Genomic DNA, 15,923 nt, shown 5'->3' with positions numbered 1-15,923 from the left:
TTTGTGCGAAACCTCCATGCCTGCCCTGTTTGAAAGCCAAGTGTCGTCCCTGCCCCTGATCCACAAGGGCAAGGTGCGTGATATCTACGCTGTGGACGACCATCATATGCTCATCGTCACCACCGACCGCCTGTCAGCCTTTGACGTGATCCTGCCCACGCCCATCCCGGACAAGGGCCGGGTGCTCACGCAGATCTCGGCGTTCTGGTTTGACCGCCTCTCCCATGTGGTGCCCAACCAGTTGTGCGATCTCACCCTGGCGGATGTAATCCCCGATGCCGCCGAGCGGGCGCCGCTGGCAGGGCGCAGTGTGGTGGTGAAACGCCTCAAGGCCCTGCCCGTGGAAGCGGTGGTACGCGGCTATCTGATCGGCTCGGGCTGGAAGAGCTACCAGGCCGACGGCACGGTGTGCGGTCTCACCCTGCCCCCGGGCCTGAAGATGGCCGACCGACTGCCCGAGCCCCTCTACACCCCGTCCACCAAGGCGGAGGTGGGGGACCACGATGAGAACGTGGACTATGCCCACACGGAGCGCACGCTGGGCCCCGAGGTGGCTGCCCAGGTTCGGGACACGGCCCTGGCCCTCTACAAGGAGGCCGCCGCCCATGCCCTGGAGCGCGGCATCATCATTGCCGACACCAAATTCGAGTTCGGCCTGGACGAGCAGGGCGTGCTGCACCTGATCGACGAGGCCCTCACCCCCGACTCCTCGCGTTTCTGGCCGGCGGACACCTACGCCCCCGGGATGAGTCCGCCCTCCTTCGACAAGCAGTATCTGCGCGACTATCTGGAAACCCTGAACTGGGACAAGACCGATCCGGGTCCGGCGCTGCCTGATGAGGTGGTTGCCCAGGTGGCCGCCCGATACCAGGAGGCCCTGGAGCGGTTGACCGGGGAGACACTGGCGGACTGACGGCCAGACGTTCGACTGGAAAGAACTCGGCTGGAAAGAACTCGGCTGGAAAGAACCAGGAGGCAGGAATCCATGAGCAGTCTCATGTACGGCACCGGGCTCTTCATTACCGGCACCGATACCGGCGTGGGCAAGACGGTCGTCGGCTGCGCCATCCTGCGGGCCTTGAGGGCCCGCGGTGTGAACGTGATACCCCGCAAACCCGTGGAGTCGGGCTGCCGGGAAGAGAGCGGTGGGCTTTGGCCGGAAGATGGGGCGCAACTCATGGAGGCCGCGGGAGGCGGCAGTCTGGAGCAGATCACTCCGTGGCGCTTCACCCATGCCCTGGCCCCGGACCGGGCCGCACGCCTGGCCCGCACCCGGATCAGGCTGGATGCGCTGGAATCCGCCTGCCAGCCCACCCCGGGGGAGACAGGTTTCCGGCTAGTGGAGGGGGCCGGTGGCTTTCTGTCGCCCCTGGCGGAAGACGGTCTCAACGCTGACCTGGCGATGCGCCTGGGCCTACCGGTGCTGTTGGTGGCCCCCGACCGGCTGGGCGTGATCAATCACATCCTGCTGACCGCCGAGGCCATCCAGCGCCGTCAGCTACACCTGGCCGGAGTGGTGCTCAACGATTGTGCCGGACCGGGTCCGGAGGGGATGGATAACCGGGGGGATCTGGAGCGCAGGCTGCAGACACCTATCTGGTCGTTTGCGGCGGTGGAGGGCGGGGAATTGCCGTCGGACCTGGATGGACTGGCAGACTGGGTGAGGGCAATCCTATGACCCCCATCAACATTGGCGTGAGGGTCTGCAACGCCCCCTCGGGCGCGCTGGGTCCATGACCCCTCTCCCGCTGGCGGGAGAGGGGCTGGGGTGAGGGTGGTGACGAGCCTCCTCAATGCCGGGTGTTTCGCTCGCTGAACAGCATCTCCAAGCGCGCCCCCAGGGCGCGGTAGAGCTCCACCCGGGCCTCGGACTGCAGACAACGGGCGAAGGGGGGCACCCAGCCCGAGAGGTGATGCCAGATCACACGCCAGCCAGCCGGGGCGTTGGACAAATCCTGCTCCAGATACCAGGCCGCGTAGATCAGTTCCATGGACAGGGAGTCAGGCTCACGGCCCTGCAGGGCGATCCCCGCCTGACGATACAAGCGCTCCAGATTCGTCCCCCCGCCAGCCAGCACCTGAGCACTCCAGGCCGACTCCCGGGCCGGGCAGTCATCCATGACCAGCAGGCGATCATACTCACGGCGCAAACCCGAGAGCCCCAGGTGGCGAATCTCCATGACCGCCGGTGACAGCCAGGTCCAGCCCTTGGCCATCTCCTCCAGTGCGTCAACGGTCTCCTGAGTGGGCGGCGAGAGCAGTCCACTCAATATGCAGAGCTCGTCCACATCCAGTTCATCGCCGGGCAAGTCGTTTTCCATCAGTCGATTTCCATACGGCGGCCCTGCAAGGCCGTCAGGCATCAATCAACCTGCGGTGTTGTCGGTTGGGGAGAGGCCCCAGGCCACCCAGGCCACGACTATGCGATCGGGGTTCATGGAAGGAAAATCGAAAACCCCGCAGACCTTGAGCCGGATCAAGAAAGACGCAGCCTGACCAGGAAGACGGGGGAAAGGAGCCGGACAGGCACGATTCTCGGCCCGCCCTGCCGTGGGTGACAAGAACACAACCAGGTAGCGGCGCTACGCGAATCCCCTCGGGAGGCTCGCGCCGCGCGCTATCCTTCCCCGCCTGGAAGAACGGGACTTGCCGCGCACCGGATCAGGAAGACTGGGCGGCTTCGGCGGCCTGTTCAACGGCTTCCAGCACCTGCTCGTCCATCTCGGGCAATTCAGGCGCCTCTTCACCACTGGCCTTCACCTGATCGATCAAGGATTCAGACACCTTACGCAACTCGCGATACTGTTCGGCGAGTTTGGCACTGCCTTCCAGGGCTGCCTGGAACTGAGCGAGTTTTTCGTCGACCTCTCGCTTGTCCTTTCGCAGCGCGTTGAGCTGAGCCTCCACCTGCTTGCGGGCATCCGACTCTTCGTTCTTCTGCTTCTTGAGTTGCTTGAGCTTCTTGACGACGTTTTCGGGGGTATCGGCCAGCGACTTGTTGATCGCCTTGAGGGCCTTTTCCTTTTCCACCAGAGAGGCCTTGATGGCCTTCATTTCCTTGGTGTGGGCCACGCGCTCGGCGGCCATGTCCTGTTCCCCGCTTTCCAGCTTGGCCTGGGCCTCGGCGCGGGCGGCTTCCGCCTGCTTCTGGGCCTTTTCACTGGCCTTCACCTTCTTTTCCATGGCGTCAATGGCTTCCTTGGCCTGCTCATTGGTCTGCTTGATCTTGCGGTCGGCTTCGTTGCCCTTCTGGATGGCGACATCCAGGGCGACCTTGAGTTCGTCGGCACTGCAATCCGGGTCCAGACCCAGGGCGTCTGTCGCGCCCTTCATCAGTACTTGCTTGCTGACGGCAAGTTCCTTCCAGACTTTCAGCTGTAATTCTGCTTCTGCTTGGTTCACATATCACTCCTGCTAACGCATGTGCATGTCAATTTGATGGGTGCGGCCATTCGTGGGCGCGCATTCTATCTCATCTGGAATGCGAATGCTGCACCCGAAGTCAAGCACCGTGGGCCGTCCCATGGCCGGCCTCACGGCTTCACCCATCGATTGCTCAGGCGGCCCGATAAACGCCGCGACGCGGTGAGTCCAATTTGCCCTGACGCTTCAGGTAACCCAGGGTCTGGCTGATGTTCTTGACGTCCAGGCCGGCCTGTTCTGCCTGAGCACGGATCTCACTGATGGTCATCTCGCCCTGATCGGAGACGATCTGACACAACACCTGACTGGGGCCTGCCTGGGAACCGCCACGACCCGCGCTGCTGCCACGGCCGGTTACGCGCCCCCCCAGTTTTCTGATTTCACGATCCAGCGCCGCCAGCTCCTTGCGATGCTGCTTCACCAATTCACGGCGCTTCTCACGCAGGGCCTCGCGTTCCTGACGACGGGCCTCTTCCTTTTCGGCAGCCTCCTGTTCTTCACGCCGACGGGCCAGCGCAAAGAGTTCTTCCGAAGACATCTCATGGGGGCTCTTCATCTGTTCGGTCATTCTTCTCTCCAAAACCGTATTGAATGCTTATTCAACGCAAACGCCCGGACCATGGAGCCCGGGCGCCTTTTCTTTTCCTCGGTGATCCATGTCTGGCGCTTTCATCACTCCAGGCAGGACTCCGGTGCCCGGCGAATTATGGCATAGAGTGAAAACACTTTCATATTTTTTGTCATTCCCGGTTTGCGCGGATCTCGAGATTTGTGAATGTGATTTTCCCCAGATCATGCAAGTGGACCGAACCCACCCTTCCACGCACGATCACACATCACGACGCACCATATTGCATGAATATCAGCAAACGCTTATTTTGAATGGCAGACACAGCATCGAGGAGGCATCCATGCCCCAGGACATCCAGACAGACGTAGCCATCATCGGCGCCGGTACCGCCGGCCTGTTCGCCATGAAACAGGCTCGCAAGGCCGGCAAGTCGGTGACGATCATTGACCCGGGCCCACTGGGCACCACCTGCGCGCGAGTGGGCTGCATGCCCTCGAAAGTGGCCCTGCATGCCGCCCATCTGTGGGACCAACGAGAAGAAATGGCCGCGTATGGCGCACACGGCATAGAGCAATTATCGCTGGACCGGGATGCCGTCTGGGACCGGGTCAGTACGATGCGTGACCGATTCGCCGGCAAAACGGAGGCAAACGCCCGCAAGGCCATGGGGGATGACCTGCTGGAGGGCCCGGCCCGCTTCCTGGAACCAACCGTGCTCGAAGTGGCCCTGCCGGACGGCAAGCAGCAGGTGGTACGGGCACAGGCCGTGGTGATCGCCAATGGCTCGCGCCCCATCATGCCCGACTGGCTCGCCCCCCTGGGGGATCGGGTGGTGACCACCGACACCCTGTTCGACCTGAAACATCTGCCCGATTCAGTGGGCGTGCTGGGGCTTGGCGCCATCGGCCTGGAAATGGGACTGGCCCTGTCACGCCTGGGCGTGCGCGTGATCGGCGCCGACATTGCCAGATTCCCAGCGGGCATCAGCGATCCCGAACTGGGGCAGCAGGTGGTTGAGCAATTCAGTGCCGAGTTCCCCCTGTGGCTGGGAGAGAGCGCCGAACTCAGCAAGGAAGACGACGGTATCGTGATGAAGACGTCCCAGGGCCGGGAAAAAGTGGACATGATCCTGGCATCCCTGGGCCGTCGCCCCAATACCGACACGCTCAATCTGGCCGATGCCGGATTTGAATTAAACGATAAAGGCCAACTGCAATTCGACCCGGCCACCCAGCAGGTTCAGGATCTGCCGGTATTCATCGCTGGGGACGTGAACGGCCAACGCCCCCTGCAACATGAGGCCGCAGACGAGGGCACCATCGCCGGCTTCAACGCCGTGCGGGGCATCACCCGTTTTCGTCGCCGAACGCCGTTGAGCATCGCCTTCACTCATCCGGACATTGCCGTGGTCGGCGCGCGATTGGAGGATCTCGACCCGGATGAAACCCTCACGGGCACAGCCGATGGCAGCGGCAATGGCCGGTCTGTGATCCTGGGCGCACAGAGCAATCTGATTCGTCTCCATGCGGATGCGAAAACCGGTCGTCTCAGGGGGGCTTCACTGATGGCCACACACGGTGAACACCTGGCGCATTTACTGGCCTGGGCCATCCAGCGTGGAGAAACCGCGCAGGATCTGCTGGCCATGCCATTTTATCATCCCGTGGTGGAAGAAATACTTCCCGACGCCCTGCAGGAAATCGTCTCCCAGCTACCGGAAAAGGACGACCTGCCCAAGGGATTTCTCCGCGAGGCATAACAGGAGTTTTTCATTGGGATGACAGGATCTTTCGTGCCCGATTGCCCGGCGGCGATCGGGCACGAAACGACCCCGGTGTGAAATTCCTGACTGAATGCGCTATACTTTGCGGCTCTGTCTGAGGAGCGCTGCAACGGGTCATCGAATCCGCCAGGCTCAGACACCTCCTAAAACGGCGCTCGCTGTACCCGCGAAAGTGGTCGGCGAGCTGAACTGTTTCGCTGTGCTCCGACCGCTTCGCACTCGCCCAAAAGATTTAAGGAGTGTGTTCATGAACGCAGTCGTTGATAGTCAGAACCACGATTACGCCGTAGCCGATATCAACCAGGCCGACTTTGGCCGCAAGGAAATCGCCATCGCCGAGACCGAAATGCCCGGTCTGATGGCCACCCGTGAAGAATACGCCAAGGACCAGCCGCTGAAGGGCGCCCGCATCGCCGGCAGCCTGCACATGACCATTCAGACGGCCGTGCTGATCGAAACCCTGAAGGCCCTCGGCGCAGATGTGCGCTGGGCTTCCTGCAACATCTTCTCCACCCAGGACCACGCTGCTGCGGCCATCGCTGCCGGTGGCACCCCCGTGTTCGCCTACAAGGGCGAAACCCTGGAAGAGTACTGGGAATACTGCCACAAGATCTTTGAATGGTCCGATGGCGGCACCCCCAACATGATCCTGGACGATGGCGGTGACGCCACCCTGCTGATCCACCTGGGCGCCCGCGCCGAGAAGGATCTGTCCTTGGTGGACAACCCCACCAATGATGAAGAACGCGTGCTGTTCGCCCAGATCAAGGAACGCGTCAAGAGCCAGCCGGGCTGGTACTCCAAGGTTCTGAAGAACATCCAGGGCGTGACTGAGGAGACCACCACGGGCGTGCATCGCCTGTATCAGATGGCGAAGGAAGGCTCCCTGCCGTTCCCGGCCATCAACGTGAACGACTCGGTCACCAAGTCCAAGTTCGACAACCTGTATGGCTGCCGTGAGTCCACCGTGGACGCCATCAAGCGTGCCACCGACGTGATGATTGCCGGCAAGACCGCCGTGGTCTGCGGTTACGGTGACGTGGGCAAGGGCGCTGCCCAGTCCCTGCGCGCCCTGTCCGCCGAAGTGTGGATCACCGAAATCGACCCGATCTGCGCCCTGCAGGCTGCAATGGAAGGTTACCGCGTGGTGACCATGGAAGACGCCTGTGACAAGGCCGACATCTTCGTCACCGCCACCGGCAACAAGGACGTGATCACCGCCGATCACATGTCCCGCATGAAGGATCAGTCCATCGTCTGCAACATCGGTCACTTCGACTCCGAGATTGACGTGGCTGGCCTGCGCAAGTACGAGTGGGACAACATCAAGCCCCAGGTGGACCACATCATCTTCCCGAAGGGCAACCGCATCATCCTGCTGGCTGAAGGCCGCCTGGTGAACCTGGGCTGCGGCACGGGCCACCCGAGCTTCGTGATGTCCAACTCCTTCACCAACCAGACCCTGGCCCAGATCGAGCTGTGGGTGCATGGCGACAAGTACAAGAACGACGTGTACGTGCTGCCCAAGCACCTGGACGAGAAGGTGGCTTCCCTGCACCTGGGCAAGATCGGCGCCAAGCTGACCAAGCTGACCGACGACCAGGCCCAGTACCTGGGTCTGCCGGTGGAAGGTCCGTACAAGCCGGAACACTACCGGTACTGATCGCGGCGCCGTGGGCTTGGGGCGCCTTCGTGCACCCCTGGCGCGGCACGCGAGCCAGGCAGCGCCCTTCGGGGCGCTGCCACTTGGGTGGCCCCGGATTCCGGGGCCTTCCCGTGTCAGCGGCGTCTACAGTGTGCCCCGCACCCCTGCCCTGCCCTGCCCCTTTCAGATTTCCTTCCCTTGATCGCATTCATCCGGCATGACTGACGCATCGACGCCGGCACTGGATGGCAAAGACCCGAACAGGATGACAACACCTCCTGACATGGCCCTGCCGACTCAGGCCACGGGGAATCCTGCCCATCCCTACCGACGTGACCCGTTGACCCGCGATCGAATGCCTGCCCGCACAACTTGCGAGGACCTGACATGAAGACCCAGAAACAGCACGAACGCACGTTCAGTTTCGAGTTCTTCCCGCCCAAGAACGACGAAGGCGCGAAGAAACTGAAGGACACCTGGACCGACCTGGCCCAACTGGAACCCCGCTTTTTCTCCGTGACCTACGGTGCCGGCGGCTCCACCCAGGCCCGCACCCTGGAAACGGTGCTGGACATCCACAAGAACTCCGGCGTGGATGCCGCGCCGCATCTGTCCTGCATCGACTCCACTGCCGAGCAGATGCGAGGCATCCTGCAACTCTACAAGGACAACGGCCTGCGCCACATCGTCGCCCTGCGCGGCGACCTGCCCTCGGGCATGCGTGACCCGGGCGAGTTCCGCTACGCCAATGAGCTGGTGGAGTTCATTCGCAAGGAGACGGGCGATCACTTCACCCTGGAAGTGGCGGCCTACCCGGAGTTCCATCCTCAGGCACCCAACGCCCTGAAGGATATGCAGAACTTCAAGCGCAAGGTGGATGCCGGCGCAGACTCGGCCATTACCCAGTATTTCTACTCGGCAGAGGCGTATTTCCGCTTTGTGGAAGATTGCGAGAAATTGGACATCAATATCCCCATTGTGCCGGGCATCATGCCCATCACCAACTACAAGCAGCTGGCCCGCTTCTCGGACGCCTGCGGCGCCGAGATTCCTCGCTGGATTCGCAAGCGCCTGGAGGCCTTTGGCGAGGATTCCGCTGCCATCAAGGCCTTTGGGGAAGAGGTGATCACCGATATGTGCGCCCAGTTGCTGGAAGCCGGGGCCCCCGGCCTGCACTTTTACACGATGAACCAGTCCGGCCCGATCAAGGCCATCTGGAAGAACCTGGGGCTGAAGCCGGAACCGAAGTAAGGTTCAGGGCCACCCGACCCTCACCCCAACCCCTCTCCCGCCAGCGGGAGAGGGGCTTTCCTTAATTCAGCCTGCCGAGCGTGCGGCGCGCTTGCGTTCATGCTCCAGCAGCAGCTTCTTGCGCAAACGGATGGAGCTGGGGGTGACCTCCACCAGTTCATCATCTTCGATGAACTCCAGCGCCTGCTCCAGCGACAGGCGCAAGGGCGGGGTGAGGATGATGTTCTCGTCAGAACCCGCTGCACGGATGTTGGTGAGCTGCTTGGCCTTGAGCGGGTTCACCACCAGGTCGTTGTCCCGACTGTGGATGCCGATGACCATGCCCTCGTACACCTCCTCACCGGGGCCAATGAACATGCGGCCGCGATCCTGCAGGTTGAACAGGGCAAAGCCCAGGGCCTTGCCGGCGCCGTTGGCAATCAGCACCCCATTGTTGCGCGGCGCCACGGCGCCGGGACGGAAGGGGCCGTAGCTGTCGAACACGTGATGCAGGATGCCGGTGCCGGAGGTCGCGGTGAGAAACTCCGTCTGAAAGCCGATCAGGCCCCGGGAAGGCACCCGGTAATCCAGGCGTACCCGACCCTTGCCATCCGGGATCATGTCCAGCAGCTCGCCACGACGACTGCCCAGCTTCTCCATGATGGCACCCTGATGCTGCTCCTCCACGTCCACCGTGACCATTTCATAGGGCTCTTCCTTCTCCCCATCCTTCTCACGCACGATGACCTCGGGGCGTGACACGCCCAGCTCGTAGCCTTCGCGACGCATGTTCTCGATGAGGATGGACAGATGCAGTTCACCCCGCCCGGACACACGGAACTTGTCCGGGTCATCCGTCTCTTCCACCCGCAGGGCCACGTTATGCTTCAGCTCTTCCTGCAGCCGGTCGCGGATGTTACGGGAGGTCACGTACTTGCCATCACGACCGGCAAACGGGGAGGTGTTCACCTGAAAGGTCATGTTCACCGTGGGTTCGTCCACGATCAGCGCCTTGAGGGGTTCAACGGCAGAGGGATCACACAGCGTATCGGAGATATAGAGCTCATCCATGCCGGTGAAGGAGATGATGTCCCCGGCACTGGCTTCGGGCACTTCCACCCGCTCCAGCCCCTTGAAACCCAGGATCTGCAGCACCCGGCCATTGCGGACGTTGCTTTCACGGTCCATGACCTTGACCGGGGTGTTGGTCTTGATGCGCCCCCGCTTGATGCGGCCGATGCCGATCAGGCCCTGGTAGGAGTTGTAGTCCAGGGACGACACCTGCAACTGGAACGGGCCATCCGGATCCACGGACGGCGGCGGCACCTTGTCGACGATGGTCTGGAACAGGGGCGTCATGTCGCCTTCGGTGACATCGTGCTCCATGCCGGCAAAGCCTTTCAGGGCCGAGCAGTACACCACCGGGAAATCCAGCTGTTCCTCATCGGCACCGAGACGATCGAACAGGTCGAAGATCTGGTCCACCACCCAATGGGGCCGTGCGCCGGGGCGATCCACCTTATTGATCACGACGATGGGCTTGAAGCCCATGGCAAAGGCCTTGGCGGTCACGAAGCGGGTCTGGGGCATGGGACCGTCCACGGCATCCACCAGCAGCAGCACCGAGTCCACCATGGAGAGCACGCGCTCCACCTCTCCGCCAAAGTCGGCGTGTCCGGGGGTGTCCACCACGTTGATACGGTAGCCCTGCCAGTCCAGGGCGGTATTCTTGGCGAGGATGGTGATCCCACGCTCCTTTTCCAGGGCGTTGGAGTCCATCATGCGTTCCACCACCTGGGCGCGCGCATCGAGGGTACCCGACTGCTGCAGCAATTTGTCCACGAGGGTGGTCTTGCCGTGGTCCACGTGGGCGATGATGGCGATATTGCGAAGCTTGTCGGTCATGAAACGTTCGGCCTTCCGGGGGTGCGGTCATTGCAGGGCTGGAGATTATACTCCCCATTGCCGGACGGGGATATGTGCGTCATGGCATCATGGAAATCACCATTAGCGCCTCCGGGCGCAGGAGGCACCCAATGAAAACCCGATATCAGGACATCGCCGCCTACGACACCAAGGATGGGTCGGAAATCCGCGAACTCATGCACCCTCGGCTGCACGGTGATGGGGCACAGAGCCTGGCTGAAGCCCTGGTGCATGTAGGCGCCTGCACGACGCTGCACCGCCACCCCGTCACCGAGGAGATCTATCACTTCACCCAGGGCGGGGGCATGATGCAGATGGGCTCGGAAGAGTTTCCAGTCACGACGGGCGATACCGTGCGCATCCCGCCCGGCACGGCGCACAGGGTGCGCAATACCGGGAACGTTCCCATGCGCATCCTCTGTGCCTGCACACCGGCCTACAGTCATGAAGACACGGAATTGCTGGAATAAGACAGCCTTATACCGGCTGATCGTTCTCGGGCGGCATCTGTAAATGAAAACCCTGGTTCTTGAGGTTGGTGAGCACCTGCAGGGGATCTTCCCGAGCCAGTCGACGATCAGGGGTCAGAACCAGCTCCAGGGCAAACTCCGGCTTGCCCAACAGATTGAGCAACCCGTCGGGGATGTTGGAAAAATCATCCTTGCCGGGCAGAAAGACATAGGTATCCTGCCGACGGGAGCTGCGATAAACATAGCACTGCATCATCAGTCCTCAGTGGATTGGGGGGCTTCGAAGATGACCGCAGGCGCCGGCAAGGCTTCGACCGACTCAGCATCCGGCCGCACCCGTGGCGAGGCACCCGGTGCATCCCAGACTTCCATGCGCCGCACGTCGTCGCGGCGATATTCAAAGGCCACATGTCCGCCCTGCACTATTTGCTGAACGAACAACGAGCGGGCGGTCGCGGCAATGAGATTGCCCTCGCGCACGTCCCCATCCGCCAGGGTGAGGCGCACACGCTCACCCTCCAGTGCGCCCCATTCGGCGGGAATGGCCTGCCGATAGGCCCATGAGGCGGCCTGGCGATCCGGGGCAAGACGGAAGCTCTCCGCCGGTGGTAGCGGCTGCGCCGTGGTGGGTGCGTAGGGATCGAACTCAATGATCTCCAGGGGCTCGCCGGTTTCTTCCTCGATCTGGCGCACCAGCGCCTGGTTGGGCAACTCTTCATCCCAGGGCCGGGTGACCGGCATCTCCATGTCCACCTCAATGTCGTGCCGGGCCAGTGTTTCCCTGACGGTGCGGTCCGCACCGCCATACAAGGCAGCGGCCACCACCACCAGCCCCATCAGGCTGAGGATGAAGCCCACCCGAGCCCGCCGCCAGTACAACAGCACGAAGGCCAGCGACACCCCCGGCACCAGGTTGATCAGCCCCCAGAGCAGTTCACGGCGAAAACCCGCCGCCACCACGAGCCCGTAGCCCAGAAGCGTCAGCGCTGCACCCAACAGCAGGGCGCCGTCCTCCACGGTCATGTCTCTACCCTCATGTGGTGGCCAGGGAATCCAACGGGCCACAGAGTATAGCGCGACTGCGTTGCAGTCCGCTCACGGCGGCGTTAACCTCGCAGATGGCCCTAATGGCTCATTTCAACCTCAAGGAGAGAGGCCCATGCCCAGGGAACATGGCATCACACTGGTGGAACTGCTGGTCACACTGACAGTGGCCACCTTGCTGGCCACCATCGCGTTGCCCGGCTTTGCCGGCCTGCTACAGGAGCAACGCCTGGTCACCGCCACCAACGACCTGATGGCAGGGCTGCGCCTGGCCCGGTCCGAGGCGGTGCAGCGGGGCGAAGGCGTGCTGATCTGTCCCTCGGCCGACGGCATTCACTGCCAGGAGGAGGCGTATACGGTGGGCTGGATCGTGCGCCTGGCGCCTGAGTCCGACGCGGACGTCTCCGAGTCGGGTGAGGTGTTGAGGGTATACGGTGGCCCACCCCATGCCGTGAGCATTCAGGCCAACGGCACCATGAGTCAATACATCGCCTACCGGCCAGACGGTCAAACCCGACAGATCAACGGTGGCCTGCAGATGGGCACGGTGTCGCTATGTCATGGAGAGAAGGGGCGGAGGATCATCATCAGCCGCACCGGGCGGGCACGGGTGGAAGGGGTGGATTGCTGAGTGAAGCAGTGGGCCCGTGCCATCCGCGGTCGGGGGCCGCTCCCACGGGGGGGGGTGTCCTGGGGGCTGGAGGCCAAGGCCCCGCCCCCCCTGTGGGAGCGGGCCTGCCCGCGAATGGGTTTGGCGGCGGGGGGTTGGGTGCCGTGCCCGCCGCCATTCGCGGCCGAGGGCCGCTCCCACGGGCGGGGCGGGGCCCTGTTAGCTGTGGCTCAGCCCACCCAGGCGCTGCACCAGCCACCTTCAGCCACCAGACTACCGGGGAACACGGCGCAGGGGCCCCACCCTTCGGCGCTGGGATCGGTCCACAGGTCACAGTTGCTGCAAACCTGACCCTCCTCATAGGCATCATGGTCGGCATCGCTCGCAGCGTGGACGTAGTCCAGGGCCTCAGCCTGCGCCGAGCCTTCATCCAGACGTTCCATGGCCTGGGCGGTGGTGCTCCAGCCCAGGCCGGCCATGGGCACGGCCAGCAGGCCATAGGCACCGAATTTCAGGAACCCGCGGCGGCCGGCGTTGTGGTCACGATCATTCATGTCTCTTCTCCTGCAATGGGCTTGAGGTGAACCTGAAATTCGATGCCGGCCCGGCCGCGTGGCCTCTGATTCCGCAATCATGGTGTGTCGCATTTCCCTGCCAGACCACCGTGTGTCGCTGGACGTGGCACCCCGTGGACACGGTATCGAATCGCGTATTTCGCCGCAACTCGAGGTCAACGGGGATACCGTCCACTTCACCTGCGTTATCATGGCCCCCGCATAAAGACCTGAAGACCCCCCCATGACAGACTGGACCACGGAATCCGCCCGCCAGACCTACAACATTGATCACTGGAACGGTGGCTATTTCCACATCAATGATGAAGGGCGAGTGATTGTCAGACCACCGGCCCATGCCGGACACCCTGGCGTGGACCTCTACGAGCTGATCTCCCGGGTGAAGCCCATGAACATCGATGTGCCGGTGCTGGTGCGCTTTCCCGACATCCTGACCGATCGGGTGGAACGCCTCACCCGGGCCTTCCGGCAGGCCTTCGAGGAGACCGAGTACCCCGGGCGCTACACCGCTGTCTATCCCATCAAGGTGAACCAGCAGCGCAGCGTGGTGGAGCGCATCCTCACCTATGGGGTGGACAAGGTGGGGCTTGAGGCGGGCAGCAAGCCTGAATTGATGGCGGTACTGGCCCTGTCACGGCCGGGTGGGGTGATCGTCTGCAATGGCTACAAGGACCGGGAATACCTGCGCCTGGCCATGATCGGCCAGATGCTGGGTCACCGGGTGTACATCGTCATCGAGAAGCCCTCCGAGCTCAAGGGCGTGATCGCCGCCGCCCGGGACCTGGGCGTGAGACCCTGCCTGGGGATGCGCGTGCGCCTGGCCTCGGTGGGCAAGGGTAAGTGGCAGAACACCGGCGGCGAGAAGGCCAAGTTCGGGCTCTCCTCCGCGCAGGCCCTGCACCTGCTGGAGCAGCTGCGGTCCCATGACATGCTGGACTGCATGCAGCTGCTGCATTTCCACATGGGCTCGCAGATCGCCAATATCCGCGACATTCAGGCGGGCATGTTCGAGGCCTCGCGCTTTTTTGCCGAACTGCACCGCCTGGGCGCCCCCATTCAGGTGGTGGATGTGGGCGGCGGCCTGGCAGTGGACTACGAGGGCACCCGCTCGCGCAACCTGTGCTCGATGAACTACAGCCTGCAGGACTATGCCAATAGCGTGGTGCGCATCCTGGCCAACACCTGCCGGGAGTATGACCTGCCTCACCCGGAGATCTTCACCGAATCCGGTCGGGGCACCACGGCCCACCATGCGGTGCTCATCACCGATGTGATCGATACCGAGCGAGCCCCGGTGGCGGCGGACATCCAGCCCCCGGACGAGGATGCCCCCGCGGTACTGCTGGACATGTGGCGCCTGTTTGAACAGGCCGAAGACAATGCCCCCACGGAGGTCTTCCACAACATGCTGGACTGGCTCGGGGAGGTGCGCTCCATGTTCTCCCACGGCCTGCTGGACCTGGAGCACCGGGCGCTGGCCGAGCAGATCTACTTCGCCACCTGTCGGCGGCTGCTGGTCACCCGAGCGGATCGCCTGCCCCGGGACATCGGTGATGAACTCAACGAGAAGCTCTCGGACAAGTACTTCTGCAACTTCTCGGTGTTTCAATCCATTCCCGATGCCTGGGCCATTGACCAGATCTTCCCCATCATGCCCTTGCATCGATTGAACGAGCGACCCACACGCCGGGCCGTGCTGCAGGATCTCACCTGTGATTCCGATGGGCATGTGGATCGCTACGTGGACGGCGAGACCACAGCCCCCAGCCTGCCGCTACATGAGCTGCGGGAGCATGAGGACTACCTGCTGGGCATCTTCATGGTGGGGGCGTATCAGGAGATCCTGGGGGATCTGCACAACCTCTTCGGCGACACCGACGCCATCAACGTGGTGCTCAAGGAGGACGGCGGTTACGAGGTGGTGGAGCCGGAACAGGGAGACACGGTGGCCGAGTTGCTGCGCTATGTGCACTACGACACTGAGCTACTGGCAGGGGCGTATCGGCAGAAAGTGGCGGAATCGGGGCTGGAGCCCTCGCGCCAGGCGCAGGTCCTGGCGGAGCTGGATCATGGTTTGTCGGGATATACCTACCTGGAGGAGTGAGACGCCTCGGGATCAAGCTCACGAGAAGCCTGCGAGGCGCTCACCATGTGCTCCATCAGATCACTCCGGGTCCGCGGGCGGCATCTCCAGGCCACCCTCCCCGCCATCATCCGGGGGCATCTCCAGGTCTCCTCCCGGGGGTACAGGCGGTTCACCCATACCGCCGCCGGGCTGATCACCTGGTGCCGGCGGAGGGGCTCCCATGCCCCCACCTGCCGGGGGCCCGGACGGCTGCCCCATGCCTCCGCCGGGCTGACCATCCGGTGGTGGGGCACTACCCGGAGGTGGTGCTGTTCCGCCCCCGGGGGGTGGTGCGGGCTGTCCGGCACCCGGCGGTGGAGCGGCCCCACCGCCGGGCGGGGGCGCAGGCTGTCCAGCACCGGGGGGCGGGGCCGCCCCACCTGGCGGCTCCATGCCGCCACCCGGGGGAGCACTATCGGCTCCCGGAGTACCGAATCCACCGCCAGCCGGCTCTCGATCCATTGCCTCGCGGTCACCAGGCTCAAAGCCCGGCCCGGCCATCACTGCAAACGGCACCACCG

Annotated in this window: 15 protein-coding genes and 1 riboswitch; of the genes, 8 read left to right on the top strand and 7 right to left on the bottom strand. The window is 63.2% G+C overall.

The features are described from left to right. Nucleotides 1–16: 16 nt before the first annotated feature. Both BMY52_RS06450 and bioD read left to right on the top strand, forming a co-directional pair. Entirely contained in the window at nucleotides 17–913 is an 897-nt protein-coding gene (locus tag BMY52_RS06450; protein WP_090252375.1) for a phosphoribosylaminoimidazolesuccinocarboxamide synthase, read from the top strand. A gap of 72 nt (nucleotides 914–985) precedes the next feature. Then, on the top strand, nucleotides 986–1,678 hold the full coding sequence (gene bioD / locus BMY52_RS06445; protein WP_090252372.1) for a dethiobiotin synthase: 693 nt from the start codon (nucleotides 986–988) through the stop codon (nucleotides 1,676–1,678). A 112-nt stretch (nucleotides 1,679–1,790) separates the two neighbouring features. Here the strand turns inward: bioD and BMY52_RS06440 are convergent, their stop codons facing one another. The 3 genes from BMY52_RS06440 to BMY52_RS06430 all read right to left on the bottom strand — a co-directional run bounded on the left by BMY52_RS06440 (nucleotide 1,791) and on the right by BMY52_RS06430 (nucleotide 3,991). Beyond that, complete coding sequence (locus BMY52_RS06440) at nucleotides 1,791–2,321, bottom strand: molecular chaperone TorD family protein (RefSeq protein ID WP_177169873.1); 531 nt, start codon at nucleotides 2,319–2,321, stop codon at nucleotides 1,791–1,793. Between the two features lie 340 nt (nucleotides 2,322–2,661). Continuing rightward, complete coding sequence (locus tag BMY52_RS06435) at nucleotides 2,662–3,402, bottom strand: hypothetical protein (protein WP_090252367.1); 741 nt, start codon at nucleotides 3,400–3,402, stop codon at nucleotides 2,662–2,664. Nucleotides 3,403–3,556: 154 nt separating this feature from the next. Further along, complete coding sequence (locus BMY52_RS06430; protein WP_090252364.1) at nucleotides 3,557–3,991, bottom strand: hypothetical protein; 435 nt, start codon at nucleotides 3,989–3,991, stop codon at nucleotides 3,557–3,559. Between the two features lie 343 nt (nucleotides 3,992–4,334). Here BMY52_RS06430 and BMY52_RS06425 point away from each other — a divergent pair, with 343 nt between their 5' ends. The 3 genes from BMY52_RS06425 to metF all read left to right on the top strand — a co-directional run bounded on the left by BMY52_RS06425 (nucleotide 4,335) and on the right by metF (nucleotide 8,673). Further along, entirely contained in the window at nucleotides 4,335–5,753 is a 1,419-nt protein-coding gene (locus tag BMY52_RS06425; protein ID WP_090252362.1) for a dihydrolipoyl dehydrogenase, read from the top strand. Between the two features lie 114 nt (nucleotides 5,754–5,867). Beyond that, nucleotides 5,868–5,941, top strand: a riboswitch (S-adenosyl-L-homocysteine riboswitch). An 83-nt stretch (nucleotides 5,942–6,024) separates the two neighbouring features. Then, nucleotides 6,025–7,440 carry an adenosylhomocysteinase gene (gene ahcY, locus BMY52_RS06420; RefSeq protein WP_090252360.1) on the top strand — a complete coding sequence of 472 codons (1,416 nt, stop codon included), beginning with the start codon at nucleotides 6,025–6,027 and terminating at the stop codon, nucleotides 7,438–7,440. Between the two features lie 369 nt (nucleotides 7,441–7,809). Continuing rightward, entirely contained in the window at nucleotides 7,810–8,673 is an 864-nt protein-coding gene (metF, locus tag BMY52_RS06415; RefSeq protein ID WP_090252359.1) for a methylenetetrahydrofolate reductase [NAD(P)H], read from the top strand. A 66-nt stretch (nucleotides 8,674–8,739) separates the two neighbouring features. Here the strand turns inward: metF and typA are convergent, their stop codons facing one another. Then, nucleotides 8,740–10,557, bottom strand: a complete 1,818-nt coding sequence (typA, locus tag BMY52_RS06410; RefSeq protein WP_090252356.1) for a translational GTPase TypA — start codon at nucleotides 10,555–10,557, stop codon at nucleotides 8,740–8,742. Nucleotides 10,558–10,688: 131 nt separating this feature from the next. Between typA and BMY52_RS06405 the strand changes: the two genes are divergently transcribed. Beyond that, nucleotides 10,689–11,048, top strand: a complete 360-nt coding sequence (locus BMY52_RS06405) for a cupin domain-containing protein (RefSeq protein ID WP_090252354.1) — start codon at nucleotides 10,689–10,691, stop codon at nucleotides 11,046–11,048. 7 nt (nucleotides 11,049–11,055) lie between these two features. Here BMY52_RS06405 and BMY52_RS06400 read toward each other — a convergent pair whose 3' ends face one another. Next, nucleotides 11,056–11,301 (bottom strand): YcgL domain-containing protein, encoded by a 246-nt coding sequence (locus tag BMY52_RS06400; protein ID WP_090252553.1) that lies wholly within the window; start codon nucleotides 11,299–11,301, stop codon nucleotides 11,056–11,058. Nucleotides 11,302–11,303: 2 nt separating this feature from the next. Next, complete coding sequence (locus tag BMY52_RS06395) at nucleotides 11,304–12,071, bottom strand: hypothetical protein (protein WP_177169872.1); 768 nt, start codon at nucleotides 12,069–12,071, stop codon at nucleotides 11,304–11,306. A gap of 136 nt (nucleotides 12,072–12,207) precedes the next feature. Between BMY52_RS06395 and BMY52_RS06390 the strand changes: the two genes are divergently transcribed. Beyond that, the gene (locus BMY52_RS06390) at nucleotides 12,208–12,723 is read left to right on the top strand and encodes a GspH/FimT family pseudopilin (RefSeq protein WP_090252351.1); all 516 of its coding nucleotides are present in this window, start codon (nucleotides 12,208–12,210) and stop codon (nucleotides 12,721–12,723) included. Between the two features lie 209 nt (nucleotides 12,724–12,932). Here BMY52_RS06390 and BMY52_RS06385 read toward each other — a convergent pair whose 3' ends face one another. Then, nucleotides 12,933–13,256 (bottom strand): high-potential iron-sulfur protein, encoded by a 324-nt coding sequence (locus BMY52_RS06385; RefSeq protein ID WP_090252348.1) that lies wholly within the window; start codon nucleotides 13,254–13,256, stop codon nucleotides 12,933–12,935. A gap of 244 nt (nucleotides 13,257–13,500) precedes the next feature. Here BMY52_RS06385 and speA point away from each other — a divergent pair, with 244 nt between their 5' ends. Next, nucleotides 13,501–15,381, top strand: a complete 1,881-nt coding sequence (speA, locus tag BMY52_RS06380) for a biosynthetic arginine decarboxylase (RefSeq protein WP_090252346.1) — start codon at nucleotides 13,501–13,503, stop codon at nucleotides 15,379–15,381. The last annotated feature ends 542 nt before the right edge of the window (nucleotides 15,382–15,923 follow it).

Source organism: Ectothiorhodospira marina, from assembly GCF_900109495.1.
Classification (GTDB): domain Bacteria; phylum Pseudomonadota; class Gammaproteobacteria; order Ectothiorhodospirales; family Ectothiorhodospiraceae; genus Ectothiorhodospira; species Ectothiorhodospira marina.
Note: the sequence above shows the minus strand (reverse complement) of the source record. Positions and strands in the feature narration are given on the sequence as shown.

What these genes read in the sequence shown, in the direction of transcription:
- BMY52_RS06405 (WP_090252354.1), top strand. Translation starts at nt 10,689, where the DNA reads ATGAAAACCCGATATCAGGACATCGCCGCCTACGACACCAAGGATGGG.
- ahcY (WP_090252360.1), top strand. Translation starts at nt 6,025, where the DNA reads ATGAACGCAGTCGTTGATAGTCAGAACCACGATTACGCCGTAGCCGAT.
- BMY52_RS06440 (WP_177169873.1), bottom strand. Translation starts at nt 2,321, where the DNA reads ATGGAAAACGACTTGCCCGGCGATGAACTGGATGTGGACGAGCTCTGC.
- BMY52_RS06425 (WP_090252362.1), top strand. Translation starts at nt 4,335, where the DNA reads ATGCCCCAGGACATCCAGACAGACGTAGCCATCATCGGCGCCGGTACC.
- BMY52_RS06390 (WP_090252351.1), top strand. Translation starts at nt 12,208, where the DNA reads ATGCCCAGGGAACATGGCATCACACTGGTGGAACTGCTGGTCACACTG.
- BMY52_RS06400 (WP_090252553.1), bottom strand. Translation starts at nt 11,301, where the DNA reads ATGCAGTGCTATGTTTATCGCAGCTCCCGTCGGCAGGATACCTATGTC.
- bioD (WP_090252372.1), top strand. Translation starts at nt 986, where the DNA reads ATGAGCAGTCTCATGTACGGCACCGGGCTCTTCATTACCGGCACCGAT.
- BMY52_RS06395 (WP_177169872.1), bottom strand. Translation starts at nt 12,071, where the DNA reads ATGACCGTGGAGGACGGCGCCCTGCTGTTGGGTGCAGCGCTGACGCTT.
- typA (WP_090252356.1), bottom strand. Translation starts at nt 10,557, where the DNA reads ATGACCGACAAGCTTCGCAATATCGCCATCATCGCCCACGTGGACCAC.
- BMY52_RS06385 (WP_090252348.1), bottom strand. Translation starts at nt 13,256, where the DNA reads ATGAATGATCGTGACCACAACGCCGGCCGCCGCGGGTTCCTGAAATTC.
- metF (WP_090252359.1), top strand. Translation starts at nt 7,810, where the DNA reads ATGAAGACCCAGAAACAGCACGAACGCACGTTCAGTTTCGAGTTCTTC.
- speA (WP_090252346.1), top strand. Translation starts at nt 13,501, where the DNA reads ATGACAGACTGGACCACGGAATCCGCCCGCCAGACCTACAACATTGAT.
- BMY52_RS06430 (WP_090252364.1), bottom strand. Translation starts at nt 3,991, where the DNA reads ATGACCGAACAGATGAAGAGCCCCCATGAGATGTCTTCGGAAGAACTC.
- BMY52_RS06450 (WP_090252375.1), top strand. Translation starts at nt 17, where the DNA reads ATGCCTGCCCTGTTTGAAAGCCAAGTGTCGTCCCTGCCCCTGATCCAC.